General features: G+C 46.3%; 28 protein-coding genes. 20 read left to right on the top strand and 8 right to left on the bottom strand.

Annotated elements, in window-relative coordinates:
- The first annotated feature begins 38 nt into the window (after positions 1–38).
- From ICE89_RS04680 to ICE89_RS04650, 7 genes are all read left to right on the top strand, one after another.
- Positions 39–740, top strand: a complete 702-nt coding sequence (locus ICE89_RS04680) for a hypothetical protein (RefSeq protein WP_216263648.1) — start codon at positions 39–41, stop codon at positions 738–740.
- A complete protein-coding gene (locus tag ICE89_RS04675; protein WP_216263649.1) occupies positions 716–1,444 on the top strand; it encodes a hypothetical protein in 729 nt (242 codons plus the stop codon). Before ICE89_RS04680 ends, ICE89_RS04675 begins: the two co-directional genes overlap by 25 nt.
- A 28-nt stretch (positions 1,445–1,472) precedes the next feature.
- The gene (queE, locus tag ICE89_RS04670; protein WP_216263650.1) at positions 1,473–2,126 is read left to right on the top strand and encodes a 7-carboxy-7-deazaguanine synthase; all 654 of its coding nucleotides are present in this window, start codon (positions 1,473–1,475) and stop codon (positions 2,124–2,126) included.
- Positions 2,127–2,162: 36 nt separating this feature from the next.
- Positions 2,163–2,627: a 6-carboxytetrahydropterin synthase QueD gene (gene queD, locus ICE89_RS04665; protein ID WP_216263651.1), complete on the top strand. Its 465-nt coding sequence runs from the start codon at positions 2,163–2,165 to the stop codon at positions 2,625–2,627.
- Positions 2,628–3,086 (top strand): tRNA adenosine(34) deaminase TadA, encoded by a 459-nt coding sequence (tadA, locus tag ICE89_RS04660; RefSeq protein ID WP_216263652.1) that lies wholly within the window; start codon positions 2,628–2,630, stop codon positions 3,084–3,086.
- Positions 3,083–4,027, top strand: coding sequence for an LD-carboxypeptidase (locus ICE89_RS04655; RefSeq protein WP_216263653.1), 945 nt, complete (start codon positions 3,083–3,085; stop codon positions 4,025–4,027). Before tadA ends, ICE89_RS04655 begins: the two co-directional genes overlap by 4 nt.
- An 80-nt stretch (positions 4,028–4,107) precedes the next feature.
- A complete protein-coding gene (locus tag ICE89_RS04650) occupies positions 4,108–4,674 on the top strand; it encodes a heme-binding protein (protein ID WP_216265064.1) in 567 nt (188 codons plus the stop codon).
- Here the strand turns inward: ICE89_RS04650 and ICE89_RS04645 are convergent.
- The 5 genes from ICE89_RS04645 to ICE89_RS04625 are packed head-to-tail and all read right to left on the bottom strand — an operon-like array spanning position 4,671 to position 10,228.
- Positions 4,671–5,558 (bottom strand): 23S rRNA (adenine(2030)-N(6))-methyltransferase RlmJ, encoded by an 888-nt coding sequence (locus tag ICE89_RS04645; protein WP_216263654.1) that lies wholly within the window; start codon positions 5,556–5,558, stop codon positions 4,671–4,673. The two genes, ICE89_RS04650 and ICE89_RS04645, sit on opposite strands and share 4 nt — an antisense overlap.
- Positions 5,559–5,564: 6 nt before the next feature.
- Positions 5,565–6,356, bottom strand: a complete 792-nt coding sequence (locus tag ICE89_RS04640) for a phosphatase PAP2 family protein (protein ID WP_216263656.1) — start codon at positions 6,354–6,356, stop codon at positions 5,565–5,567.
- On the bottom strand, positions 6,353–7,621 hold the full coding sequence (locus ICE89_RS04635; RefSeq protein WP_216265063.1) for a glycosyltransferase family 9 protein: 1,269 nt from the start codon (positions 7,619–7,621) through the stop codon (positions 6,353–6,355). The genes ICE89_RS04640 and ICE89_RS04635 overlap by 4 nt, the downstream gene beginning before the upstream one ends.
- 17 nt (positions 7,622–7,638) lie before the next feature.
- Positions 7,639–8,682: a lysylphosphatidylglycerol synthase transmembrane domain-containing protein gene (locus ICE89_RS04630; RefSeq protein WP_216265062.1), complete on the bottom strand. Its 1,044-nt coding sequence runs from the start codon at positions 8,680–8,682 to the stop codon at positions 7,639–7,641.
- A 49-nt stretch (positions 8,683–8,731) separates the two neighbouring features.
- On the bottom strand, positions 8,732–10,228 hold the full coding sequence (locus tag ICE89_RS04625) for a glycosyltransferase family 39 protein (protein ID WP_216265061.1): 1,497 nt from the start codon (positions 10,226–10,228) through the stop codon (positions 8,732–8,734).
- A 47-nt stretch (positions 10,229–10,275) separates the two neighbouring features.
- Between ICE89_RS04625 and ICE89_RS04620 the strand changes: the two genes are divergently transcribed.
- Positions 10,276–11,073 carry a DUF3047 domain-containing protein gene (locus tag ICE89_RS04620; RefSeq protein WP_216265060.1) on the top strand — a complete coding sequence of 266 codons (798 nt, stop codon included), beginning with the start codon at positions 10,276–10,278 and terminating at the stop codon, positions 11,071–11,073.
- Positions 11,074–11,080: 7 nt separating this feature from the next.
- Here the strand turns inward: ICE89_RS04620 and ICE89_RS04615 are convergent, their stop codons facing one another.
- Positions 11,081–13,369, bottom strand: a complete 2,289-nt coding sequence (locus tag ICE89_RS04615; protein WP_216265059.1) for a cation-translocating P-type ATPase — start codon at positions 13,367–13,369, stop codon at positions 11,081–11,083.
- 50 nt (positions 13,370–13,419) lie between these two features.
- On the opposite strand from ICE89_RS04615, the gene ICE89_RS04610 reads away from it, so the two are divergent.
- The 12 genes from ICE89_RS04610 (at position 13,420) to ICE89_RS04555 (ending at position 24,455) form a co-directional block, all read left to right on the top strand.
- Positions 13,420–13,620 carry a heavy-metal-associated domain-containing protein gene (locus ICE89_RS04610; protein WP_255558701.1) on the top strand — a complete coding sequence of 67 codons (201 nt, stop codon included), beginning with the start codon at positions 13,420–13,422 and terminating at the stop codon, positions 13,618–13,620.
- A gap of 119 nt (positions 13,621–13,739) precedes the next feature.
- A complete protein-coding gene (gene apbC / locus ICE89_RS04605; protein WP_216265058.1) occupies positions 13,740–14,828 on the top strand; it encodes an iron-sulfur cluster carrier protein ApbC in 1,089 nt (362 codons plus the stop codon).
- Positions 14,829–14,860: 32 nt separating this feature from the next.
- The gene (locus tag ICE89_RS04600) at positions 14,861–15,376 is read left to right on the top strand and encodes a DUF3305 domain-containing protein (protein WP_370625331.1); all 516 of its coding nucleotides are present in this window, start codon (positions 14,861–14,863) and stop codon (positions 15,374–15,376) included.
- Complete coding sequence (locus ICE89_RS04595) at positions 15,376–15,981, top strand: DUF3306 domain-containing protein (protein ID WP_216265056.1); 606 nt, start codon at positions 15,376–15,378, stop codon at positions 15,979–15,981. Before ICE89_RS04600 ends, ICE89_RS04595 begins: the two co-directional genes overlap by 1 nt.
- Entirely contained in the window at positions 15,978–18,068 is a 2,091-nt protein-coding gene (locus ICE89_RS04590; RefSeq protein WP_216265055.1) for a 4Fe-4S binding protein, read from the top strand. The genes ICE89_RS04595 and ICE89_RS04590 overlap by 4 nt, the downstream gene beginning before the upstream one ends.
- Entirely contained in the window at positions 18,065–18,715 is a 651-nt protein-coding gene (locus tag ICE89_RS04585) for a molecular chaperone (protein ID WP_216265054.1), read from the top strand. Before ICE89_RS04590 ends, ICE89_RS04585 begins: the two co-directional genes overlap by 4 nt.
- Before the next feature lie 115 nt (positions 18,716–18,830).
- Positions 18,831–19,052 (top strand): hypothetical protein, encoded by a 222-nt coding sequence (locus ICE89_RS04580; RefSeq protein WP_216265053.1) that lies wholly within the window; start codon positions 18,831–18,833, stop codon positions 19,050–19,052.
- 67 nt (positions 19,053–19,119) lie between these two features.
- The gene (locus ICE89_RS04575; RefSeq protein WP_216265052.1) at positions 19,120–22,098 is read left to right on the top strand and encodes a formate dehydrogenase subunit alpha; all 2,979 of its coding nucleotides are present in this window, start codon (positions 19,120–19,122) and stop codon (positions 22,096–22,098) included.
- Between the two features lie 27 nt (positions 22,099–22,125).
- Entirely contained in the window at positions 22,126–22,782 is a 657-nt protein-coding gene (gene fdh3B, locus ICE89_RS04570; RefSeq protein ID WP_216265051.1) for a formate dehydrogenase FDH3 subunit beta, read from the top strand.
- The gene (locus ICE89_RS04565) at positions 22,779–23,018 is read left to right on the top strand and encodes a hypothetical protein (protein WP_255558698.1); all 240 of its coding nucleotides are present in this window, start codon (positions 22,779–22,781) and stop codon (positions 23,016–23,018) included. The genes fdh3B and ICE89_RS04565 overlap by 4 nt, the downstream gene beginning before the upstream one ends.
- Before the next feature lie 47 nt (positions 23,019–23,065).
- Positions 23,066–24,121 (top strand): formate dehydrogenase subunit gamma, encoded by a 1,056-nt coding sequence (locus ICE89_RS04560; RefSeq protein ID WP_216265050.1) that lies wholly within the window; start codon positions 23,066–23,068, stop codon positions 24,119–24,121.
- A gap of 10 nt (positions 24,122–24,131) precedes the next feature.
- Entirely contained in the window at positions 24,132–24,455 is a 324-nt protein-coding gene (locus ICE89_RS04555; RefSeq protein ID WP_216265049.1) for a hypothetical protein, read from the top strand.
- Here the strand turns inward: ICE89_RS04555 and ICE89_RS04550 are convergent, their stop codons facing one another.
- Positions 24,456–25,163, bottom strand: a complete 708-nt coding sequence (locus tag ICE89_RS04550; protein ID WP_216265048.1) for an ATP-binding cassette domain-containing protein — start codon at positions 25,161–25,163, stop codon at positions 24,456–24,458.
- Positions 25,156–25,851: an ABC transporter permease gene (locus ICE89_RS04545; protein WP_216265047.1), complete on the bottom strand. Its 696-nt coding sequence runs from the start codon at positions 25,849–25,851 to the stop codon at positions 25,156–25,158. The genes ICE89_RS04550 and ICE89_RS04545 overlap by 8 nt, the downstream gene beginning before the upstream one ends.
- Positions 25,852–25,917: the final 66 nt, after the last annotated feature.

The raw sequence follows: 25,917 nt of genomic DNA, 5'->3' as shown, positions 1-25,917 counted from the left end.
ATTATTTGCATAGTGTTAAATGAATGTAGGAGAGAGAAATGAACTTATCACGCCGTTCTTTTATTGCATCAGCCGCCTTAGTGCCAGTTGCCTGTGGAGTTCCATTGGCCTATCAGCGGGGTACTCCAGTTGCACAGCCTAAACCTACTCCGAACGTGAGAGCTCCTCAGGTAGGCCAAGAGTGGACATATGTAAAGCGTGATGCTTTTGACGGCAAGACTCTGGGTGTCATTACCGAAAGGGTGGCTAGCCTAGGATCAAACATTGTGATTGATCGTACAGATGATAGCGGGGCAAGATTGCCTAGTGAGATCCAAGGCCCATGGGGGGTTGTTCAAACTGATACTGCTTGGCCGCGCGTGATGAGCTTTAAGCCACCAATTCCCTTGTGGCCTCAAGAGCTAAGCTCTAGCTGGAGTAAGCAGTTAAATACAAAATACAGTTTGGCTGGATATTCCGAGAACTCATATGGTTGGCAGGAATACATGAGCGCGCATGGCTGGGAGCAGATTACCGTGCCTGCCGGAACTTTTTTAACTTTGCGTTATCAAAACTTGATTAATTATGAGAGTAATGACGATAACAAGGTTAACTGCATTCGTAAGGAAACGATTTGGTTCGCACCAAGTATTGGTCGCTGGGTAGCGCGTGAGTCCTCTGGCTCATACATGATTCAGGGTCAATTGGGTATGCCAAATTTAGAAGATAGCTTTCAATGGCAATTAACTTCTTACAAGTAAAGACTTTGCGCCGTTTAATTTTACTGGCGCTACCTGCTTTTCTCATGGCGTGTGTTGCCTCTCAGCCTGTTCCCAAGGGAGTTATTGAGACACAGCCAATACCAACCCCTACCGTAAGAGCGCCAAAGGTAGGGCAAGAATGGGTCTACCAGGTTCGCAATGTATTTAATCAAGAGATTATTGACACTATTACTGAAAAAGTAGTTTCAGTAGGCAACGAAGTGCGAATTGCTCGTAAAAGCCTGAAGTCGGGATCGCTTCCCGATGAAATTCAATCTCCGTGGGGATTTGTGCTGCAAGATCCCCATTGGCAGCCACCGCAGAAATTTTCAAAACCCATTTCTCTATGGCCTCAGCAATTACAGATTGGCTGGAGTGAATTTTTTACTACTCACTACCAAGTCCCCAACTATCCTGATGGTAGTTATTACTGGGGGCTTAGTATGACTGTATCTCAATGGGAGCGCATTCAGACTCCGGCTGGAGAATTTACCGTTCTGCGGTTTCATAACGAAATACCTAATTTTGTCAGCAATGATCTATTTAGGGTTGGTAATGTGAGGCAAGAGGACTTATGGTTTGCGCCAGAAATCGGGCGCTGGGCTATTCGGCGTAGTTCAGGGCGCTACATTACTTCAGGTGTTTATTGGTCCAATGCCTATTGGGAGGACTACCTGGAGTGGGAGTTAATCTCCTGGAAGTAAGTAAAGCGCTTAAAATAGCCTTATCGTTATGTATACCGTAAAAGAACTATTTCCCACGCTTCAGGGCGAAGGTGCCCACGCTGGTAGGGCGGCAGTGTTTTGTCGCTTTGCTGGCTGTAACCTTTGGAGTGGTCGCGAAGAAGACCGCTCAACTGCCATTTGTCAGTTTTGCGACACCGATTTTGTAGGTAGCGATGGCTTGGGAGGCGGTAAGTTTGAAACTGCCATTTCCCTAGCGGATGCAATTGAGGCTTCATGGCGAAGTACTTCGGCCGGTCCTCAGCAGCGCTATGTAGTTTTTACCGGCGGCGAACCTCTATTACAACTGGATGAAGAGTTAATTGCTGCGCTTCACCAAAAAGGGTTTGCTGTAGCTATTGAAACTAATGGCACCATTAAAGTTCCCAAGGGAATCGATTGGGTATGTGTAAGTCCAAAAGCAGGATCTGAACTCATTGTTCTGCAAGCAGATGAGTTAAAGCTAGTGATTCCGCAAAACGATCACCAGCCGCTAGAAAAGTTAATGGCCCGTTTTGAGGGAATGGATTATCGCAATCGTTTCTTACAACCGATGGATAGCCAGAACCTGAAAAACAATACTGAATTGGCGGTAAGCTTATGTCAAAAACGTCCTTTGTGGAGACTAAGTCTGCAATCTCATAAACTCATTGGGATTCGTTAATATGAATCAGTTCAAATCAGAATACTTTAGTACTCAATGACCAATAAACAAGCCCCTATTTCCATTACCCGTCGTCTTGAGTTTGACTCAGGACATCGTATTCCAAACCATGATGGGCAATGTCGTCATCTTCATGGGCATCGTTATGCGATTGAAGTGACGCTGATTGGTGAAGTGGCAGAGCACCCCGGTAAAGCTGATGATGGAATGGTGCTTGATTTTGGTGACATCAAACGCCTAACTAACCAATACATCGTGGATCTTTGGGATCATGCATTTTTAGTCGCCAAGGAAGATGAGGGTTTAGTTGCTTTTTTGGCGAGCTTGCCAAATCATAAGACGGTAATCATGGATCACGTCCCTACTGTGGAGAATCTTGCTCGCGCCGCTTTTGCTATCTTGCAACCAGTGTTTAGCAAAGCATTTAGTGGTCGCCTCGAGCTTTCTGCTATTCGCCTTTATGAGACTCCCAATTGCTGGGCTGATGTTCGTCCTGTTTAAATGACGCAAGCAGAGCTTGACCAGCAATATATGCAGATGGCAATTGAGCAGGCTCAATTGGCAGCTCAGGCGGGCGAGGTTCCTGTAGGGGCGGTGTTAGTTAAAGATGGCAAGGTTGTTTCAAAGGCATTCAATAAACCCATTACCAATCATGATCCTAGCGCCCATGCTGAAATGCTGGCCTTGCGAGAAGCTTCACTAGCCCAAGAAAATTACCGCATCCCAGGAAGCACGCTTTATGTGACCCTGGAGCCATGCGCGATGTGTTCTGGCGCCATGCTTCATGCTAGGATTGATCGTGTAGTCTATGGCGCGCCCGATCCCAAAACGGGTGCTGCTGGCAGCGTAATAGACTTATTCGCCTCTAAGAAGATTAACCACCAAACTAGCGTAGAGGGTGGCATCATGAGTGAGGAGTGCGGTCAGTTGCTGCGTGATTTTTTTAAGGGACGACGTTGAAAGCCATTCACCTGATTGCTCCATCTGGAGCAAGTTTAGATAGCAAAAGCCCGCTGGCTGGCATCGACTGGTTAGGGCAACAGGGTAATGTCGTCCAAAATACCGATTGTGTGCGGCGAGTATATGAGCGCTTTGCTGGCAGTGACGAAGAGCGCCTTACTGAATTCAATAGTATTGCTAACTTAGATCCTCAGACCATAGTAATGGCTATGCGCGGTGGGTACGGTCTTCATCGTTTGCTTCCCGGGATTGAGTGGGATGCAATAGCAAAGGCCACTCAAAAGGGTTTACAAATTTGCGGTCACAGTGATTTCACAGTCTTTCAGTTGGGATTGCTTGCAAAGACAGGTGCTATTACTTTGGCTGGACCAATGTTGAATTATGACTTTGGGCGCCTAGGTGATGATGGTGCACCAGTGGTTCCAGATGAATTCATGTGGCAGCATTTCCAGACTGCAGTACAAGATCGCAAGCTCGATTGCCAGGTATCAATCCCACAATCTTTCTTGGGTGCTCAAAGTTCACGATCTCTCACAGGTTTTTTGTGGGGCGGTAATTTAACGGTATTAGCTGGTTTGGTAGGCACACCATATCTTCCATCTGCCAATCAAACCCAGGGCGGTATCTTATTCTTGGAAGATGTGAATGAGCATCCTTATCGAATCGAGAGAATGTTGATGCAACTTCTAGATGCAGGCGTCCTATCTAATCAGGGCGCCATAGTATTAGGTGGTTTTTCTGCATACCGCTTGTACGATAACGACAAAGGCTACTCACTCGAGCGGGCGATTGAAGCTGTTCGTAATCGCTTAGCAGAAGACATTCCAATCTTGACGGGCCTACCTTTTGGGCATCAGGCAAATAAATTAACATTACCTATTGGCGCCATAGCTCGCTTAGATTTCAATACAAGTGGGTTTGAACTGAAGGCGAAGTGGTGATTTTTTTTAACAATCATTTGGCCCGTCTTTTCTTAGATGGCATTTTAGTTTTAATTGCGCTTACCTTTACAGGAGCAGTAATGGCAACTGAAGAGCCGAAATATACTGTTCTTGAAAAAGAATCGCCTTTTGAAGTTCGATCATATGCGTCTATGCTGGTGGCTGAGGTTCAAGTTGAAGGGGATTTGGATAGCGCTTCCGGTCAAGGCTTTCGTTTAATTGCAGCCTATATATTCGGGCAGAATCAAGTTAGCGAAAAAATAGCGATGACGGCACCAGTGACGGTGGCCGATCAAACGATTAAGAGCGCTAAGATTGCCATGACCACTCCAGTTGGAATTGAGCCTAATGCTGGTAAATGGACTGTATCTTTTGTGATGCCTGCTGAGTACACCATGGAGACAATACCAAAGCCCACGAATTCACAGGTGCAACTACGTCAAATTCCCGCAATGAAAAAAGCAGTCATCAGTTTTACAGGGTTTTATAACGATCAAAAAGTGGCTGAAAAAACGCTCGAACTAGAGCAGTGGATCAAATCCCGCAATCTTCAAAGTGCCGGGGCTCCAAATTTCGCGCGCTATAACCCGCCATGGACCTTACCCTTCATGCGTCGTAACGAGGTCATGATTAACCTCCGTGACTAGTTCTTTGCTTCAAAGCTTTTTAGTAAGAACTGTCCACCGCCATTTATACCTAAAGCTTTAGTTAAGGTTGGTAAGGCCTGAGCCAGATGTTTTTCAAGAGTCCAGGGCGGATTGATGATGAACATGCCGCTGCACTGAAGGCGTCGCTCACCAGGTGCATTCTCCACACGCAATTCTGTATGGAGCCAAGAGCGATTATGGGCAGCCGCAATTTTTTTCAAACGATCGGGCAGGGCGATCGACTCTCTTCTGGAAATTACGGGATACCAAATAGCATAGCAGCCTGTAGCAAAGCGTTGTAGGGCTTCTTCCATAGCGGTCTCTAGAGAGCGATAGTCTTGTTTATCTTCGTAAGAAGGATCAATTAATACTAAGCCACGGCGACTTGGGGGAGGTAGCAAACCCTTTAGTCTGGCAAAGCTATTTTCTGCATAAATATCAATCTGTTTTGATTGTTTCAGCTCACCAATATTGTGGCGAAGGATGTCAATTTCTTTGGGATGTAGTTCAAATAACTTGAGCCGGTCTTGTTGGCGTAATAGTCTAGCCAAAATGAATGGGGAGCCAGGATAGGTCGTGAGCTGCCCAGCAACATTCTCTATTTCAACAAACTTTAAATACTCTTGAATACTTTCTGGCACCGGTATATTTGCAGTTACACAAGTTTCTACATATTGCATCAGACGAAAAATTCCACCATCTGCTTCTTTGCTCACAGCTGAGAAGCCATCTTGTAGGCTATAGATTCCTGCACCCGCGTGTGTATCAACAAGCATAAGCGCACCCGGTTTTTCTTGCAGATACTGAACCAAATGAATTAAGGTAAGGTGCTTCAGAATGTCTGCGTGGCTGCCCGCATGAAATGCATGTCGATAACTAAACATTCTGAATTATTCTGCCTTGTGAGGTGCTGGTGCAAATTGCGCTCTGACATAGAAGGCTAGAGTAGAAGCCACTATAGCAATAGATAAATATTGCAAAGGAAGATTTAATTCTAGATCCATGATTTGAGTGAGATGGGCATAAATTGCGACAACACCACCAAGCGCGATTAGATGTGTCCAGATTTTTCTTGGACCCAATTGATTTACTGGAAATTGATTAGCCATTAGTGCCCCGACCATGCCGCACCACATGCCAAAACCTGCTCCGCCTAAAACATCAGTGAGCCAGTGAGCCCCTACTGCATTACGTGAAAGGCCCACCAGTGCGGCCAATAAAAATAAGATAAGTAGTGGTGTGCGTTTCTCTTTGTTGGCAGAAAAATATAAAGCGCTCGCAATGGCAAATGCAGTTAGGGTATGCCCAGAAGGAAAAGCTTTATGTAGCAGGGCTTCGCCGATGCGATGAAAGCTTCCATCTATTAGTACGCCTGCTGGCCTTGGCAAATTAAATAAGCCTTTTAAAAGGGGGCTTGTTAATGCGGCCAATACACCGGCAAAAATTCCAGCAGTGAGCATTCTTGGTGCCAGTAATAGTAGCGGAAAGGCTAAAGCGAAAACACCCCAGCCATTACCTAAAAAAGTCAGCCAAGCCCAAAGAATATTTGGTAGCTGCTGCGTTAGTTGATTAATGAATAGGAAGCTGCTACTTTGAAGCTCGCCAAAGTAGATTGCAGATGCAAGTGCAATTGGCGCTAGTGGAATAAACCAAGCAAATTGAGGTATTGCTTTTTTATTCATCCAGCTTGGCGCGCCTTTACTTGATCAACATCTTGTAACTGCACAATTACTTTATCTAGCACCTGTGAAACGGTGATAGCCTGCATGCACACGTTGTCATGGCAAGGTGTTTTGCGATGGTTGGCAGCGCTTACACAAGGAGAGCAAGCAAGGTTTGCTGTGATGGCAATGGAATTACCAACCGAGCCATACAATGCCGGAGTCTCGGGGCCAAAGAGAACTACGGTTCTTAGTGGAGTTACTGCTGAAAAGTGGCCAGGGCCAGAATCATTTGTCACCATCACATCGGAGAGGGTATAGAGCGGCGGCAGTTCAGCAAAGCTGACTTGACCAGCGAAGTTAAGTGCATTTTTAATATTTGCTACAGCGCGAACCTTTTCTACGTAAACAAATTCAGCGGGTGAGCCGGTAATTAGAATGAGATCATTTGGGTATTGCTGATGGATTGCTTGAATCAATTCAGAAAAACGCTGTTGAGCCCAACGGCGTTGTGGAAGAAGGTCGCTTGCATTCGGGTTAATCAGAATCAAACGGTCTTTGCCTGAGGCGAAAGGAATGCGGGCTTCTTTAGCCATCTTCTCAATACGTTCACGAACTTTTTCTAAGGAGCTAGGATTAATTACAGCTTGCTCTAGGCGCACTTCAGAATCTGGTATCTCAATCTTGCTAAAAGGAACTTCTATCTTCTGAGCAAAGGCCGCATGAATTAAAGAGAGGAAATTCTTGGTAATGTGAATATGTGGGTTGTAGTGCACTTTGCGGGTCAGCATGAATCCACGCCATAATCCCTCGCCATGAAAAATGTGATATCCCACACGGCGACGCGCGCCACACATACCAGTCAGTAGGGCGGTAAAGCGAGAGAACAACTCCAGGTCAATAACGGTGTCAATGCGGTGCTTACGAGCCAGTACCAAGAAGAGTAGGGTGTCTTTAATTAGGCCGCCCAAGCTCGATGAGTCAATCGTAAAGATATTTTCTGGCTTAACTGTATTGAGCAAAGTGAGACTTGCACGATTGCTTTTAAAGATCAGGAAAAATAGCTCAGCTCCGCGTGCTTGTGCATTGCGCATTGCTGGATCAACCAAAATAGCGCTACCCATTTCTGAGAGCTCAATAAAGAGAAGTTTTTTCGGAGTCTGGGGCCCGCGGTTGAAGCTATTTTTTACAGCATCAATCAAAGCAATGAATGGGCTTACGATTGCGCAAAGCGGTACGCCGACCCAATGGTCAATGGCGCGCATGGTGTTGACACTAATAGCCATAGTTTTGCTCTAAATAATTATTTTCGTTTTATTAAAAAATACGCCCCAGGCAGAACCGATAAAACAGTAATTGCCCCATAACTAATTGAAGCCAATACTGTTAAGGAAGGGTTCACTCCCCATAAGGCGAGGACTGATGAAAGCGTAGCCTCGCGCAACCCCCACCCGGAAATGCTAATCGGTAACATGAGCAACAAACTAAGCGCAGGCAACCCAATCATCAAGCCTTCGATCGGAGCCTCTACGCCGTAGGCCTTTAGGCAAAAGAGTAAGGTCAAAATCGTCAGAAAATGAATGCCAATGGCTAAGCCCGCTTGAGCGATATTATTGGGCCATGCAAAAGCCAGCTGAATACCGGGCATCGCATGATTCATATTAAAGCGGACTAAGAGTTTTTGTAGCAATTGCTTGCTAGGACTCCAGGCTAGGATGATGGCAATGGCTATGCCTGCCAATAGCATCACTGCCATTACCGCATAACCCAAATCCTGCCCCCATGTAGCGATTGTGGCTCCACCTAATATCAAGCCAATTGCGCCCAATAAATTATTGCCCGCTAAGCCCAAAAGGCGATCTACCAATACCATCGCAAAACTTAATCGCAATTTAGGGGTTGCATGCTCAAGATCAACAGAGTGATGCAGCTCTTCATCCAGCTCTTTAGTTTCAGAAAGGTTACCGGTGCTCGTTAAATGGGTGGCAGTAATAGCTCGATAACTATCCCCGCCCAATGTGCTTGGTAGTCCTTGATTAATAAGTCCGCCGGCAATATAAAGGCCGATATAGGAGCGGATACGGCGTGGAAACCCTACTGCCTGCATGAATAGCCCCCAACGATATCCTCCGCATATAAAAGCGCACATCGTGCAGGCTAGGGCTGCTAGAAACCAGAGAGGCTGCATTTGTATATGGGTATCAAAGAGTGAATGCCAATCAATTCCGCTGGTTGCTTTCCATAGAAGTGCAATGGAGAGGAGGACGCGAATGGTAGGCCAAGCCCGCTTGAGAATGGATTTCCACCCCGATTGGGTCTTGGGGTTGGGCTGGGCTTGTGAACTCATAAGCGTAAGGATAATGCCTTAGACCCCTAAGGTCTTGAATTTGGGGGAATTACTCCGGACGGCTAGGGCCTTGCCAGTTACTGCAAAGGCTAAAGTCGAATTTGGATAAAACTCGGCCAAATCGCTTAATTTCCAGAGTATCTAAGGGTTCACATGCCTCAAATGCAGATTTATTGCCTACGGGTTTGGGAAAGATCATGCCAGACCAGTTGACCAAGAGGACGTTTGCTCCCGGTGGAAGCTCCCCAAACCAGAGATCAAATTGATCTTGTCGCTGATCTAAAACAAATACCGGGATAGGCGATGAGTACCAAGCAGCACGACTAGCCAGCGTCCAGTTTTGAACAGCAATGCCATTAACGTGAGTTGCTTTTGCGAGCTCTGCTGCTTTATGGCCGGCAATTTTCCACCCATATAGATCTGCAATCGGATTTGATTTGATGGATGCAGAACTAATACCGCCAGACAAAACATATCCAAAGCCAATGCAACACAGTGTGATTTGAATTAAAAATAAAATGCGAATCCAATGGCGGCGCTGTATAGCCCACGCTTTTGCTAATCCAATTCCGGCAAATGGCGCAAGACAAAACCAAGCAGGCGAAGTCCAGTGGGGGAGCCCACCTCCGCCGGAGAGGCTGACAAAGATTGCAAAAGGAATGAAGAAGAATCCTAAGAGTGCGAGCAAGGAAAGCTTGCTCGCATGCAGGCAGTCTTTCAGAAATACAAAAGATCCTAAGATAAAAAGAGGGCCAAAGACCAGTACCTGAATGCCAATGTAGGCGCCTAACCTGCGCCAGAGCCATTCCCCGCCACTACCATGGGCGAGTTGATATTTAAATGAAATCCAATCATTAATCCAATTCCAATACAGAACTGGGGTAATCAGTAGCAAGGCAATAACAAGAGCCAACCAAAAACCTACTTTTGTTATCCAGGGCTTTCTTGGCGTACTCAGAAATACAAATAGCAATGCAAGCGCAGTAAAAGCGGCGGTGTATTTACTGAGGCCTGCTAAACCTAATAAGACACCAGTCAGCATCCATTCGCCCATACTGAATTGATCCTCAGTCAACCAACGAAGGGCCATCAACATTAAACCAAGGCTTAATGGCGCAAGCAGGGTATCGGGCAATAAACCAATTGCCAGAATATGCAACATAGGTGCGGCAATCACAAGCAAGACCGCCATCAACCCACATAAGTTTGCAGTCGGCAACGCACTAGTGAGGTAGCCGGCATCACGTCCACGAATAAAAAGATGCGCTTTTACTGTTACCTCATATACCAAGTAACACGAAAGAATCCACAGTAGCTCTGGGATGAGACGAATAACGCCTTCTGAGGAGGTGAGGGCCACCAGAGGCCACTGAATCCAGCCAACTAAAGGCGGATGATCAAAATAGCTCCAAGCCAAGCGCTGGGCATACAAGGCATAGTGAGCTTCATCAACCGAAAACTCAATTGAAAAGCCCAAAGCTAGATGCACAACTGCAGCAATAATGACGCAGATTGCAGCCCAGCTGGAAGGTGATTGATGGCGCATCAGATGATTTTAGACTCAGATGAAGCATTCTTTGGGACAATTGAAATATGTTGAAACGTCCCGGCTTATTTTTAATCATCAGCTCAGTCCTATTTTTAGCTGGATGTGCTGGGCTGAGCGGTAATTCTGTGCAAAATGAAGCTGGTCAACCATTTAATGCAGATCAATTACCTGCCCAGGAAGAGCTGCCTAAATTCTCGGCTGAGACGGCGCGTGATGGCATGCCAAACGGCTGGAATTTCTATCGCATCGCCCCATTTAAAAAGAATACGGTTTATCGCCTCGAAAGTTACCAAGGCAAAACGGTACTAAGCGCCAACTCCAAAACATCTGCCTCTGGGTTGGCTGTCAAGTTACGACCACGTCAGGCAAATAATTTATGGCTGCAGTGGGAGTGGAAAGCGACTAATCCAATTGCCAATGCAGATAATGCGGATGGCTATGCTGATGATGCGCCGCTGCGTATCCTGGTTGCATTTGATGGGAATAAATCAAAGCTACCCTTAAAAGAAAAAATGACTTTTGAGATGGCTAATCTCATTAGCGGGCAAGAAATGCCATACGCCACACTCATGTATATCTGGTCAGGAAAATCTCCTATTGATACTATCATTACGAATGCGCATACTGCGCGCATCAAAATGATTGTGGTGGATTCGGGTTGGGATGATTTAGGCCAGTGGCACAAGCATCAACGTGATTTAGCGGCTGACTATAAGCGAGCTTATGGCGAGGCTCCAGGAGAAGTCATTGGGATTGCTTTGTTGACGGATACTGATAATACTAAGTCAGAGACCCGTGCCTTTTATGGTGATATTGAATTGATTCGTAAGAATCAAAAATAAAATTAGCCTATGGGTGAGCAGGGCGCCAACGTTTCAGTAGCAGTGCATTACTGAGAACGCAGAAGCTCGAAAGTGCCATAGCACTACCAGCCAACATGGGTGAGAGGTAACCTAGAGCCGCCAAGGGGATGCCGGTGGTATTAAAGATAAACGCCCAGAATAAATTTTGCTGAATCTTCTTCCAGGTTCTTTTCGAGATATCAATCGCATCTACTACTAAAGTGGGATCTCCACGCATGAGGGTAATGCCAGCAGCCTGCATGGCCACATCAGTACCAGTGGACATCGCCATACCAACATCTGCAGTTGCGAGGGCAGGCGCATCGTTGACGCCATCACCCACCATTGCTACAAATTGGCGTTCACCATTTTTTGATTGAAGTTTGCGAATAACATCCGCTTTATCACTTGGCATAATTTGAGCAAATACTTCTTCAATGTCAATCATTTTTGCAACACGATTAGCGGCAGCAATATTGTCGCCAGAAAGCATCACTGCGCGAATATGAAGGTGATGCAAAAAGCTTATTGCTTCTTTAGCATTGTCTTTAAGTTCATCTCCAAAGACGATGATGGCAATTGGCATTGAGGGTTCTGAGGATGCTGAGGATATTTCATTGTTCATCAAGACGCTAACAGTTCGACCGGCATCAAAGCTGGCTTGGGCCTTTTCCAGTATTACGTTGTGATGTGGGTTGGCCTCTAAAGATGCAATGCTTTGTAGGCCTAGGTTCTGGCCCATAAAAACACCTGAGCTCGGCTTGCCGCTAATGCCAACGCCTGGTAGGGCCTTGCTGTCAGTTGGGGTAATGGGGCTCAAACTTATTTGTTTGGCTGCATCTAGCAGTGCTTTTGCAAGGGGATGCTCGCTGCCAAGTTGTAAGCCTGCCGCAGTCGCCAAGATATCGTCCTTGGTATATGTATTTGAAAGTAAAACGATTTCTAGCAATTGAGGTTTACCAATGGTAAGAGTGCCCGTTTTATCAAATGCAACCACATTTAAGCGATGCGCTAACTCTAAAACCTGAGGGTCTTTAATTAGAATGCCAAAGCGTGCCGCCACTCCAGTTCCTGCCATGATGGCTGCCGGTGTTGCAAGGCCTAGGGCGCATGGACACGCAATGACCAGAACGGAAACTGCTCGCAAAATAGCTATCGATGCAGAGTCTAAGTAAAACCAGTTTACTAATCCGGTCATGAGCGCAATGACGATGACGCTGGGTACGAAAACAGCGCTTACTTGATCCACCAATTTTTGGATAGGCGCTTTTTGAGTCTGAGCATCCTCCACCATTGTGATAATTTTGGAGAGCACACTCTCAACCCCTACTGCTTGTGCCTCAATAACCAAGAGACCTTCACCATTTAGAGAGCCGCCGATCACTTTTTCACCAAGATGTTTTTTGACTGGTTCACTTTCGCCGGTGAGTAGAGATTCATCAACATGACTGTTGCCAAGCAAAATCATGCCATCTACTGGGATGCGTTCGCCTGGTAACACCAAGATACGATCTTTTGGAAAGACTTGGTCTAGCGGAAGATCGCGAAATTGATTCAGCGGAGAATTTTCGGTAATTGCAATATCACGATCGATGACTTTCGCATGCTCCGGCCACAGTTTTTGTAAGGCACGTATCGCTTCGCTGGTTTGCTGTTTTGCCCTAGCTTCCAGCCATTTACCAAGCAGCACCATGCAAATGATGACTGCTGAGCCTTCAAAATATAGTTCGTGAGCTGAATGAGAGAATGCAATCATTTGATAAACGCTCAATCCGTATGCTGCGCTGGTACCAAGCGCCACCAACAAATCCATATTGCCAACACCAGACATTAAAGAGTTAAAGCCTGCTTTGTAAAAGCGCCAGCCTAAAAAGAGTTGCACAGGGGTGGCGAGTAGGAGCTGCCATTTTGGCGAGAGCGCCCAATGAATGCCAAAGGGCATCAGGAACATCGGCAAAAAGAGCGGGGCGGAGAGAATAAAGCCCAGAATGACTCGAGCTAGGCCATCAGAACCCCAGAATAATTTAGATGGTGCTAGCTCAGGAATTTCATGGGGGGTACTGATTTTGGCTGTATAGCCGGTTTTTTGCACTAATGCGACGATCTCTTCAATTGAGGTCTTGGAATTCGCTTTTAAACGTATTTTGGCCTGTTCAGTTGCCAAATTCACGCTTGCAGCTTCCACATCAGGAATCCGATCGAGTACCTTTTCAACTCGGCCAACACAGGATGTGCAGGTCATCCCGCCAATATCAAGGGTGTAAACCAGAAATTTTGGATCGTTTTGCTTGCCCATATAGAAGATAATCTACTCCATACAGACAAATTCATTTCAAAAGGGTTGATATGTTAAATCTCAAAGTATCTGGAATGACCTGTGGGGGCTGTATAAATGCTGTGACACGCGCTATTCAATCTCATGATCCAGCGGCAATTGTTCAGGTTGATTTAGCAACACAAATGGTAAGCCTCCAAACATCATTAAGCGCTGTTGAGGCTGGCCAGTTAATAACGGATGCAGGGTTTCCTGTATCAAATTCAGCTTAATCTTGTTGGTAGTGAGCAATTTTTTGCTGGCGCGGTTAATCTACCCACCATTCAATCAATATTGCAATTAAATAAGTCTGGAATTCTATTTCGTGAATTCCACATCATAGGAGAAGGTAGTGTCAGTAACTGTAGAGACCGTTCAAGGTTCGCTCAAAAGCTTAATTGATCCGAACACGAAGATCGATTTTGTAACCGCTAAGAATATTAAAAATCTCCGCGTGGAAGATGGTGATATTTCTTTAGATATTGTGCTGGGCTACCCTGCTAAAAGTCAGTTTGACTCGATTCGTAAATCGGTGATTAATGCTATACGTGAATTGCCAGGCGTAAAAAATGTTAGCGTCAATATCTCCAGTCAAATTGCTGCACATGCAGTGCAGCGTGGCGTCAAATTATTACCAGGCGTAAAAAATATAATTGCGGTAGCCAGCGGCAAGGGTGGAGTAGGAAAGTCCACTACAGCTGTGAACTTGGCTTTAGCGCTAGCTGCTGAGGGTGCGCAGGTTGGTATTTTGGATGCGGATATCTATGGACCTAGTCAGCCAATGATGCTGGGCATCACTGGTAGACCAGACTCAATTGAAGAAAATACGATTGAGCCAATGGAAGCCTATGGCTTGCAGGCAAGTTCAATTGGTTTCTTGATTGACGATGATGCGCCGATGGTGTGGCGTGGTCCGATGGTGACCTCTGCTCTAGAGCAGTTGCTTCGTCAAACCCGTTGGCGAGATTTGGATTACCTAATTGTGGATATGCCGCCAGGTACAGGCGATATTCAACTGACCTTGGCACAAAAGGTTCCTGTAACTGGATCAGTTATCGTCACGACGCCTCAAGACATCGCCTTGTTAGATGCTCGTAAAGGTTTAAAGATGTTTGAGAAGGTGGGGGTACCCATCATCGGCATTATTGAAAACATGAGCACCTACGTTTGTACAAAATGTGGTCACAAGGAGCCTGTGTTCGGCACCGGTGGCGGTGAAAAGATGTGTAAAGAGTATTCGGTTGATTTCTTGGGTTCCTTGCCTTTAAATCTTTCTATTCGTGAGCAGGCGGATGCAGGACGTCCAACAGTAGTTGCCGATCCCGATGGCGCAATCAGTGCGATCTATAAGGGCATTGCTAGACAGGTGGCTATCCGTGTTGCTACTCTTTCTAAAGATATGAGCAGTAAATTTCCAAACATCGTGGTTCAAAACACCTAAGGCTCTGACTATTTATGCGCTTTGCAGTGTTAATGCGTAAACAAAACTTGGATAATCCATGGGTCTCTTACCGCTGGGTGCCCAAGGAAGTGCTACCTGATTTTGGACAGTTTAATAGCAAGCAAAATAATCCCATCTCGGGCCAGTTTCTTGGGCGAGATGCGGATGGTGAATCTTGGTTATTCACAGGTTATGAGCTTGGCCTCTTTCCCGACGAGGCTGAGGGCTACTATCTAAATGTTTCTGCTGCAACACCTGCCTGGTTTGTGATGTGGCGTCTAGAAGAGGATGTTGAGCGTTACATTGACGAACAATCGATTGGATTAGCAAAGTCTGAGGCAACGCTTGCAGTGCCGCACCGTATCTGTGTCAGCTATAACGAAGCTGCTCGCTTGCTTGATGGCGGTGAGTCAGTCGACACCATACCGATGAGTGATGAGCACGCATCTTGGTTGCAAGAGTATGTCAACGATAACTACCGACCTGAACCTAAAAAACGTCATAAGCCTGCTTCTTTCAAGGGTGCTGAGCGCCCTGCGGAGGATTAATGACTGAGGGATTTCTGGGTCGCTGGTCTAAGCGTAAATCTGGCAAAGAGGAGGTCTCGCTAGAGAAAAAATTAGAGTCTCCGAAGGAGTCCCCGCAAGCATTACCGGTTGAGAGTGACTCAATAGAAGCTCCACCTCCTGCCACCTTAGATGATGTGGCTAAGATTGATCGCTTTGATCCAGACTTTTCTGCATTTATGAAACCAGATGTGGATCCTGCAGTTCAGCAGGCCGCTTTAAAAAAAATGTTTACTGATCCCCATTTCAACATCATGGATGGATTGGATATTTATATTGATGACTATAGCAAGCCAGATCCATTGCCACCCGGAATGCTTGAGCGAATGGTGCAAAGCGATATGCTCAACCTATTCCGCAAAACGAGCGATGAAATTCCACAGGACTCTCAGCAAAACGCAGGCCGAGTGCCCAATCCCCAGCTGGATGGTGATACAGTGGCCGCCCAACAGCAAAGTGATTTAACATCCACATACCAAATACCAGATCCGCTGGATGAAGTGCGAAAAGAAGCCCCCAAAGAAGAAGCGCTAAAAGAAGCATCCATTCAGCCCGTACATAGAAAAACATCAGAAGATAGCGCATGAGTCAAAAATTAGTCTGCAATTGCAATGGCACCATGCCTTTAGATGGCAAAGCGATGGGCGTCACGATTCACCAATCCCTATGTAGGCAGGAAGTCGGATCTTTTCTAAAAGCGCTGGATGGCTCTGATGCATTGGTAGTAGCCTGTACTCAAGAGGGTGCACTTTTTAGCGAGTTAGCCGAACAGGCTGAAAAGCCCTTGGTTGCACCACTGCGTTTTGTGAATATTCGTGAAGTTGCTGGGTGGACGCAAGAGGCTAAAACAGCCGGACCTAAAATTGCCGCTTTGCTAGCTTTGGCGGATATGCCAGAAGCTGAGCCTGTTCCGGTGGTGAATTATGAAAGCCAGGGCAGATTGTTGATAGTGGGTGCGGGCTCTCAAGCTATCCCTTGGGCTGAAAAACTGAGTCCCTCTTTAGATGTTTCTGTCTTATGTACCGAGCCTGGTGATTTGCCTCTCGCCCGCAGCTATCCAATTTTTTCCGGCGTTGTGACTAGGTTAGATGGATACCTAGGTAATTTTTCAGTCGATTGGGACTTGCAAAATCCAATTGACCCAGAGATGTGTGCTCGCTGTGGAGCCTGCGTTGAGGTCTGTCCAGAGGGTGCTATTGATCTGTCTTTTCAGATTGATTTAAGTAAATGTAAATCCCATCGAGATTGCGTAACTGCTTGTGCTGGTATAGGCGCCATCTCCTTTGAGCGCAAAGAGCGTGCCCGTAATTCTGAATTTGATCTGATTTTGGATTTAAGATTAGATTTCAAAATGCGCATGAGTCAGACACCTCAAGGCTACTTTGCTCCTGGCGCTGATCCCTTAGAGCAAGCACTTGCGGTCAATCAATTGTCAGAGATGGTGGGGGAGTTTGAAAAACCCAAATATTTCGTTTACAACGAAAAAATTTGTGCTCACGGTCGCAATGGCAAGGTTGGTTGCAATGCCTGTATTGATGTTTGCTCAACAGGGGCCATTAGCTCTTTCTTTAAAAACGGCCAAGGCTCTGTAGAAGTTAATCCAAATCTGTGTATGGGTTGTGGCGCTTGCTCTACTACCTGCCCGTCTGGCGCAATGCGGTACAACTACCCAAGCGTTGCTCATCAGGGTAAAGAGTTGAAAACAATAGCCGGTGTATTTACGGCAGAAGCTAAAAAGATTCAGCAAGCGATGGCTCCGAGTTTGCTTTTGCATACCTTAAAAGCCGGCACCCAAATGATTGATGGATTAGGTAGATCTGCGCATGTTATGCCAAAGCGGTTTGAAGGTCTGCCTTCTTTTGTTATTCCTTATGGCATTGAGCACATCGCCTCTACTGGCTTGGAGCTATGGCTAGGTGCGCTGACATATGGTTTTGCTGAGGTTACGTTGCTATTGAGCGGAGATGAAGATCCTGCATATCGTGCAGCGCTTGAAGAGCAGGTAGATTTAGCTAATAGCATTCTCAAGGCATATGGTTTTGAAGAGCGTGTTCATTTGATCTTGGCTAATTCGACAGAAGATATTGCGACAGTATCTAAAGCAATGGGATTATTACGTCAGCGTGGATCACTTGAGCCTATCTGCACTCCAGCAAGTATTGGCTTATCCAATCAGAAACGCGAAACCTTAGAGGCGGCTTTAGAGCATTTGCAAAAACAAGCTAAGACCCCATTGCCTGAAGCGGGTGTCGTACTTCCAAAGTCTTCCTTGTTGGGTGGCTTGGCTATAAATAAAGACGCTTGTACCTTATGTATGTCTTGTGTAAGCGGCTGTCCTGAAGGTGCGCTTTTAGATAACCCCGATGAGCCAATACTTTCTTTTATTGAGAAGCAGTGTGTTCAGTGCGGTATTTGTGTGCAGACTTGCCCTGAGAAAGCCTTAACGCTTGCCCCTCGTTTGCAAACTATTGAGCAGCGTAAGCAAAGAACCGCTTTGAATGAAACCCAAGCGTTTCATTGCATTAGCTGTGGCAAGCCTTTTGGAACCCTCAAGATGGTTGATCTGATGTTAACTAAGCTGGGTGCTCATGGTGCCTTTGCTGGAGCGGCAATGGATCGACTGAAGATGTGTGGCGATTGTCGAGTAGTGGATATGGTGAAAAAAGAAACATGAGTGAATTTACAAAAGAACCGGCAAAAGAGAATTTATCTACCGAAGTAGGTGATGTGGGTTTGCCAGAGGATTTGGCTAGGGCAGACTTATATGGCTTGATTGCCCGTTTTTTCCAGATGCCGCCGGATCAAGTGCTTTTGGATCAAATCGCTGCGACAGCGGAGCAGCAAGATACTGCTGACGAGGCACCTTTAGCCAAAGTCTGGATGGATGTGGTCGAGGTTGCTAAAAATAATCCTGCCAAGGCTTGGCATGAAGAGTTTGATTTGAATTTCATTAGCGTTGGCAAACCTAATGTTGTTCTAAATGGTTCTTTCTATATGGCAGGCCATTTAAATGAGAAACCTTTAATTCATATTCGTAAAGCTTTGGCTGAATTTGGACTTGAGGCCGCGGAAGAGGTAACTGAAACCGAGGACCATATCTCGGCCCTTTGCGAAGTGATGCGTTACCTCATTGCTGGTGACGATGTTGAAATCTCAAACCTTACAAATCAAAGGGTTTTTTTCAACGAACATATCCGTCCTTGGTATGACGAATTATGTGACGCAATTGAGGGTATTCCCGAGATGCATCTCTACCACCCAATAGCCTCGCTGACTAGAGAATTCATGGCGATCGAGGGTCAAGGTTTTGACATGATTTAATGTTGCAGCGCAATATGTAATTTCATGCAACAGTTCTCTGTTACGTTTATATGTCAAAAGTGCCAATACGCATTACACTTGATCCAAATCAAGAATACCCAAACAGGAGCATGCCATGACCACTAAATCCAAAGTTGCTTTAAGCGAAGAAAACAAGCCATCGCGCCGTAAGTTCTTTATTGGTGCAGGGGCCGCAGTTGGTGCTGTCGCTGTAGCTAGCCAAACCCCAGTAGGCAAGGCTGTTATCCAAGAAATTAGCGGTGCAAAAGCTGTGAAAGATGTTGGTCAAACTATGACTGCTCACCAGCGCAAGTATTACGAAACCACTTTGATTTAACGATCTTTAATTTGCTTTTGTCTTAACTGTTACTCAATAAATAAAAAAACTTTCTCAGGGACAACATATGAGTCTGACTCGTAAATCCAATACCCCACAAAGCAGTCGTTCAACATCGCGCCTAATTGGTAGTCTGTCACGTGGTCTAAAAGCCGCTGTGCCAACGATGGATCGTCGCTCATTCCTCAAACGTTCAGGCGTAGGAGTGGGTGCTGGTATTGCTGCTAGTCAATTGAGCTTTGTTCAAAAGGCAACTGCCGAACCAAGCAAGGCAATGCTCGATGGCAAAGGCAAGATTGAAGTCAAGAGATCGATTTGCACCCACTGTTCAGTTGGTTGTGCGGTCGATGCCACTGTTGAGAATGGTGTTTGGGTTCGCCAAGATCCAGTCTTTGACTCCCCAATTAATATGGGTGCTCACTGCGCTAAGGGCGCTGCCTTGCGTGAGCACGGTCACGGCGATTACCGTTTGCGTTACCCAATGAAGTTGGTTGATGGAAAGTACCAGCGCATTTCTTGGGACCAAGCATTAACCGAAATTACTGCACAGATGAAGGGCATTCGCGAGAAATATTCTCCGGATGCGATGTTCTTTATCGGCTCATCTAAGCACAACAATGAACAGGCCTACTTACTCCGTAAGTGGGTCTCTTTCTTTGGTACAAACAATACAGACCATCAGGCGCGTATTTGTCACTCCACTACAGTTGCCGGTGTTGCGAACACCTGGGGCTATGGTGCGATGACCAATAGCTATAACGACATGATGAACTCCAAGGCTGCTTTGTACATTGGTTCAAATGCTGCTGAGGCTCATCCAGTTTCAATGTTGATGTTGTTGCATGCTAAAGAAAATGGTTGCAAGGTGATCGTTGTTGATCCGCGCTATACCCGTACTGCTGCTAAGTCAGATCAATTCATCCGCATTCGTTCTGGTACTGACATTCCATTCTTATTTGGCATGCTGTATCACATCTTCAAAAACGGCTGGGAAGATAAGAAGTACATCAACGACCGTGTGTATGGCATGGAAGAGATCCGCAAAGAAGTGATGGAAAAGTGGACTCCTGCTGCAGTTGAAGAGGCTTGCGGTGTGCCTGAAGCGCAGGTTTACCAGGCCGCTAAAACGATGGCAATGAATCGCCCGAGCACGGTAGTGTGGTGTATGGGGCAAACCCAACACACTATCGGCAATGCCATTGTGCGAGCTTCCTGTATTTTGCAATTAGCTTTAGGCAACGTAGGTAAGTCTGGCGGCGGTACGAATATTTTCCGCGGTCACGATAACGTTCAAGGCGCAACTGACGTAGGTCCTAACCCAGACTCATTGCCTGGCTACTATGGCTTAGCTGCCGGTTCATGGAAACACTTTGCAACTGTTTGGGGTGTTGACTACGAATGGATTAAGGGTCGTTATGCGCCCGACATGATGGAGAAATCTGGTACTACTGTTTCTCGTTGGGTTGATGCCGTTCTTGAAAAGAATGACATGATCGACCAGCAGACTAACGTTAAAGGCCTGTTCTTCTGGGGTCATGCACCTAACTCACAAACTCGTGGCTTAGATATGAAGCGTGCGATGGATAAGTTAGATCTCTTGGTTGTAGTGGATCCCTATCCAAGTGCTACTGCTGCAATGGCTGCAATGCCAGCTGCAGAAGGTCAAGCAATTAACAAGAATCGCAACGTTTACTTATTGCCTGCCGCAACGCAATTTGAAACCTGCGGTACAGCAACTGCATCAAACCGTTCACTACAGTGGCGCGAGAAGGTCATCGACCCATTGTTTGAGTCAGTTCCTGACCACGTGATCATGCAAGCTTTTGCCGATCGCTTAGGTTTCGGTGAAGAGTTGTCCAAGAACTACAAGATGCTCAACTCCAAATTTGCTGGTAAGCAATGGAAAGAGCCGCAGATTGAAGATATCTTGCGCGAGATCAATCGCTCATGCTGGACTATTGGTTACACCGGGCAAACTCCTGAGCGCCTAAAGGCACACATGAGAATGGTTGCCACCTTTGATCCAAAGACCTTGAAGTCACGCGGCGGTGTTGATCCAGTAACTGGATATGACACAACAGGCGACTACTATGGCTTGCCTTGGCCTTGCTATGGCACAGCAGCAATCAAGCATCCTGGTTCACCCAATCTGTATGACACCAGTAAGAGCGTCATGGAGGGTGGTGGTAACTTCCGCGCCAACTTCGGTGTTGAGCGCGAAGGTAAGAGCTTGTTGGCGGAAGACGGTTCCTACTCTAAGGGCTCTGCAATTACTACCGGCTACCCCGAGTTTGATCACGTACTAGTGAAGAAGTTGGGTTGGTGGGATCAGTTGACCGATGATGAGAAAAAGCTTGCCGAAGGTAAGAACTGGAAGACCGACTTGTCGGGCGGTATTCAGCGCGTAGTAATGAAGAACGGTTGCCATCCATTCGGTAATGCAAAAGCACGTGCAGTAGTTTGGAACTTCCCTGATGCGATTCCAACCCACCGTGAAGCGCTCTACAGCACCAATGCGCCAATGATGCGTAAGTACCCAACTTCTGCTGATAAGAAAAACTTCTGGCGCCTGCCAACTCTCTATAAGACGGTTCAAGATCAAAACTTGAATCAGAAGTTATATGAGAAGTTCCCAATCATTCTGACCTCCGGTCGTCTGGTTGAGTACGAGGGTGGTGGAGATGAGACTCGTTCCAATCCATGGTTGGCAGAACTCCAACAAGAAAACTTTGTGGAGATTAATCCAAAGGCTGCAGCAGATCGTGGCATCAAGAACTGGGATTATGTTTGGGTGAAGTCGCCAACTGGTGCCAAGATCAAAGTACGCGCCATGGTTACAGAGCGTGTTGATCAAGGAACGGCTTTTGTTCCATTCCACTTTGCAGGTTGGTGGCAGGGCGAGGACATTCGTAAGTACTACCCAGAGGGCGCGGCGCCAGTAGTTCAAGGTGAGGCGGTTAATACTGCGACTACTTATGGTTACGACCAAGTAACGATGATGCAAGAGACTAAAACCACCATGTGTCAAATCGAAAAATTTGCCTAAGTTAAAAGATAAAGTCAGGAGAACACAATGGCAAGAATGAAATTTATTTGCGACACAGAGCGCTGCATTGAATGCAACGGTTGTGTCACGGCCTGTAAAAATGATAATGAAGTGCCTTGGGGTGTTAATCGCCGCCGCGTTGTTACGGTGAACGATGGCATCATTGGTCAAGAGAAGTCAGTCTCCGTTGCCTGTATGCACTGTAGCGATGCTCCTTGCATGGCAGTATGCCCAGTAGATTGTTTCTACCGCACGGATGAGGGTGTTGTGCTGCACGATAAAGATATCTGTATCGGTTGTGGCTACTGCTCTTTTGCTTGCCCATTTGGCGCACCACAGTTCTTAAGCAAGGGTGCTTTTGGTTCCCGCAGCAAAATGGATAAGTGCACATTCTGTAGTGGCGGCCCTGAAGAAAATGGCAGCGTTGCAGAGTTTGAAAAATATGGACGTAATCGTTTAGCAGAAGGTAAGTTGCCACTTTGTGCTGAGATGTGCTCTACCAAAGCATTGATCGGTGGTGATAGCGATATTATTGCTGGCATCTTTAATAATCGTGTTGCTACACGTGAGAAGAATGGTCATTACCCAGGATCTAAAGCCTTTGGTTGGAATACAGCTTATGGCGGGCCTGATGCTCCAGCACCAACCCCAACACCTGCTGCAAAAATCCCAGGAGCTAAATGATGAAAGTGAATTTCAAAACTCTTGGCTTATGTTTTGCAGCGGCAACCTTGTTGGCAGCTTGCTCTGAACCCCCAGAAGTTGCCGCCAAAGTAGCTAAGCGCCCCGACTTTGCTCCTTATATGGGTGCCGATAATGGCTTTATGACCAAGAACTGGACTCCTACAAATCAAGCCAGTTGGACTGAATCCATTGATAAGCGCACTCAGGGTCAAAACGAATACAGTCGCGTTAAGTGATCAACTCAATAACAATAAATAAAACGAAAACGTTTAAGGACATGTGTATGAAACGATCATTTTCTAAAACTCTGAGCACCTTGGTGGTGACTGCAGGTTTGTCGCTGACTATGGCAAGCGGAATCAGTTTTGCTGAGCGCGCGCCGATGGCGCCTTTGCCATCTGCTAGCGGAGTGGATATTCCGCCGCTATCGGTGCCAGCCAATCCGAACGCTTTGGCTAATGGAACTCAAGCTCAGGCTCAGCCAGCCAACCCTTCTATTTTTACAGCTCCTAACAGCGATCCCTTAAACTTTGTCAGCATTCCCGATAAGCAAGCTGGTGTATTGATTCAGCGTGCCGGCCAAGAGTGGCGCTTGATACGTAATGGCGTTATTACGGTCTTCGGAGGTTGGATACTGGCAATCGCTTTCTTTGGGATTGCAGCTCTTTTTATTGTTAAGGGTCCCATCAAATTACATGCGCCTTTATCTGGGCAAAAAATCAAGCGGTTTAATGGCTTTGAGCGCTTTACACACTGGGTGATGGCGGCTAGCTTTATTGGACTTGCTTTCACTGGCTTGCTGATCCTGTACGGCAAGTATTTTGCAATGCCCTTAATGGGCGGTGTTGCCTACGGTACTTTTCTGAATATCTGTAAAAATATTCACAACTACTCTGGCCCATTATTTACGCTGAGCGTAGTGATTTTCTTCCTACTCTTTGCCACTAGAAATATTCCTGGTGAGGGTGATCTCACTTGGATCAAGTCATTCGGTGGCATGTTCGGTGGCAAACATCCTCCCGCAGGTTTCTTTAACTTCGGTGAAAAAATATGGTTTTGGTTTGGCATGACTTTCTTGGGTTTAGTGATTTCAGGCTCTGGACTTGTTCTTGACATGATGGTGCCATTTATGGAAGTGGAGTACTTGCGTGGCACGATGCAAATTGCAAATATTATCCATAGTAGCGCCGCAATCTTAATGACTGCTATGGCGATGGGGCATATTTATATCGGCTCTATTGGTATGCAGGGCTCTATTGATGGCATGAAGACTGGTTATGTTGATGCTACTTGGGCTAAAGAGCACCATGAGATCTGGTACAACAAAGTTAATAAATAAGGATAGAGCTATGAAAAAAATCATTGCTTTTGCATTCTGTGCATTTGCTGCATCTTCTGCGATGGCTACTTTGCCACCGCTTACCCCTGAGGCGCAAGAGGCTGCCAATTTAGCAAAAGCTAAAACTGCTTATGGTGACCGGATGGGGGCATACCAACTGTGCCAAGCTCAGAACCGTGTTGCCGATCGTTTTAAAGTGGCTGGGACTGCGGCACCTGCTGCATGTGTGGCACCACCTCCATTTGTTCCACCAGTAGTTGCAGCAGCTGCGCCTACAACTCCTACTCCAGCAGCTCCTGCTCCTGCAGCTCCAGCAGCACCTGCTGCTAAGTAATTAATCAGCGAGTAATTCTTGATGTAAGTAGCGCTTGGCTGCTGGTGTTTGAGGATTCGCAAAGAAGGGGCCTACGGGTCCCTTTTCTTTTATCTCCCCTTGGTCGATAAAGATGATGTACTCGGCAAGTCTTTGTACTTGAGCTAATTGATGGGATGAAAATAGAACCTCTGATCCCTGCTGATCAAACTGACGAATCAGATCCTCTACTTGTTCGGTTGTATTTGGATCGAGGTTTGCGGTAGGCTCGTCGAGCAAAACTAAATTGGGCTTTTGAAGAATGGCCCTGCCAAGACACAGCTTTTGTCTTTCGCCTGCGGATAATTTATGTGCCGGACTCTTCCCTAATTTACTGAGGCCAACTTCTTCCATTACCCTGTTGATATCAGACTCTGTAATGCTTGAGTCTACGTCACAAACCATTCTGAGATTAGTTATGGCAGATGCTTTAATCATTGGCGTGTGGTGCAGTACCAATGCAATTTTTGGTTTGAAGGAGTAACTAACTGTTCCGCTATCTGGCTTTATGAGGCCATCAATTAGCTTTAATAGAGTCGTTTTGCCTGCGCCATTAGGGCCAATACAGGCTGTGATTCTGTCTGCTGGAATAATAGCGTGGGAGATCTTGAGAATCGTTCTCCCATTGCTTTTGACAATGATGTCTTTGAGTTCAATGAACTTTTCAAATTCTGGTGATGTATTAACCATAGCGACGCTCTGCGATTTGGCGAACAGCAAAAGTAAATAGATTGGCTAGCAAAACAATGCTAAGTAGGACTATTCCCAAGGCAAGGGCCAATGGAAGGTCTCCTTTACTAGTCTCCAGAGCAATTGCAGTGGTCATGGTTCTTGTAGAGCGATCAATATTGCCGCCCACAATCATGACTGCGCCGACTTCAGAAATGGCCCTAGCCAGTCCTGCAAGCACGGCAATCGTTAGGGAAAAGCGACAATCCCAAATTAACCATTTAAACCGGGATAACGGTGGCAGTTTGAGGCTTAGAAATGAATCGCGGTGTATTTTCCAGGAGTCTTCCAGTATTTGTCGGCTAAGGGCGGCAATTAACGGGGTTGTGAGCAATGTTTGAGCCACAATCATGCCCTTGACTGTAAATAGCCAGCCCCACATGCCAAGGGGGCCTGTACGAGACAGCATGAGATAAACCAGGACGCCAACAATCACTGTGGGGACCCCCATCAAGGTATTCAGGGTCACGATAATCGTTTTTTTACCGGCAAATTGCTCAGTTGCCAAGAGGACCCCAATCGGAAGACCCAAGAGGGTTCCAATAAGAAGGGCAGTCAGGCTAACCTGCAGAGAAACTGAAACGATCCTCAGCACCCCACCATCTAAATGGGTGAGTAAGGCAAGGGCATCTTGAAAAGCTTCTAACATGCGCATGATTCTATCAAGGCAATGGCAAAATGACTGTAATGAGATCGATTCCCCTATTTTTAACTT

This window comes from Polynucleobacter sp. AP-Kaivos-20-H2 (assembly GCF_018882215.1).
GTDB lineage: Bacteria > Pseudomonadota > Gammaproteobacteria > Burkholderiales > Burkholderiaceae > Polynucleobacter.
The sequence above is the reverse complement of the archived record's forward strand: the minus strand, read 5'-3'. Positions and strand labels throughout refer to the sequence as shown.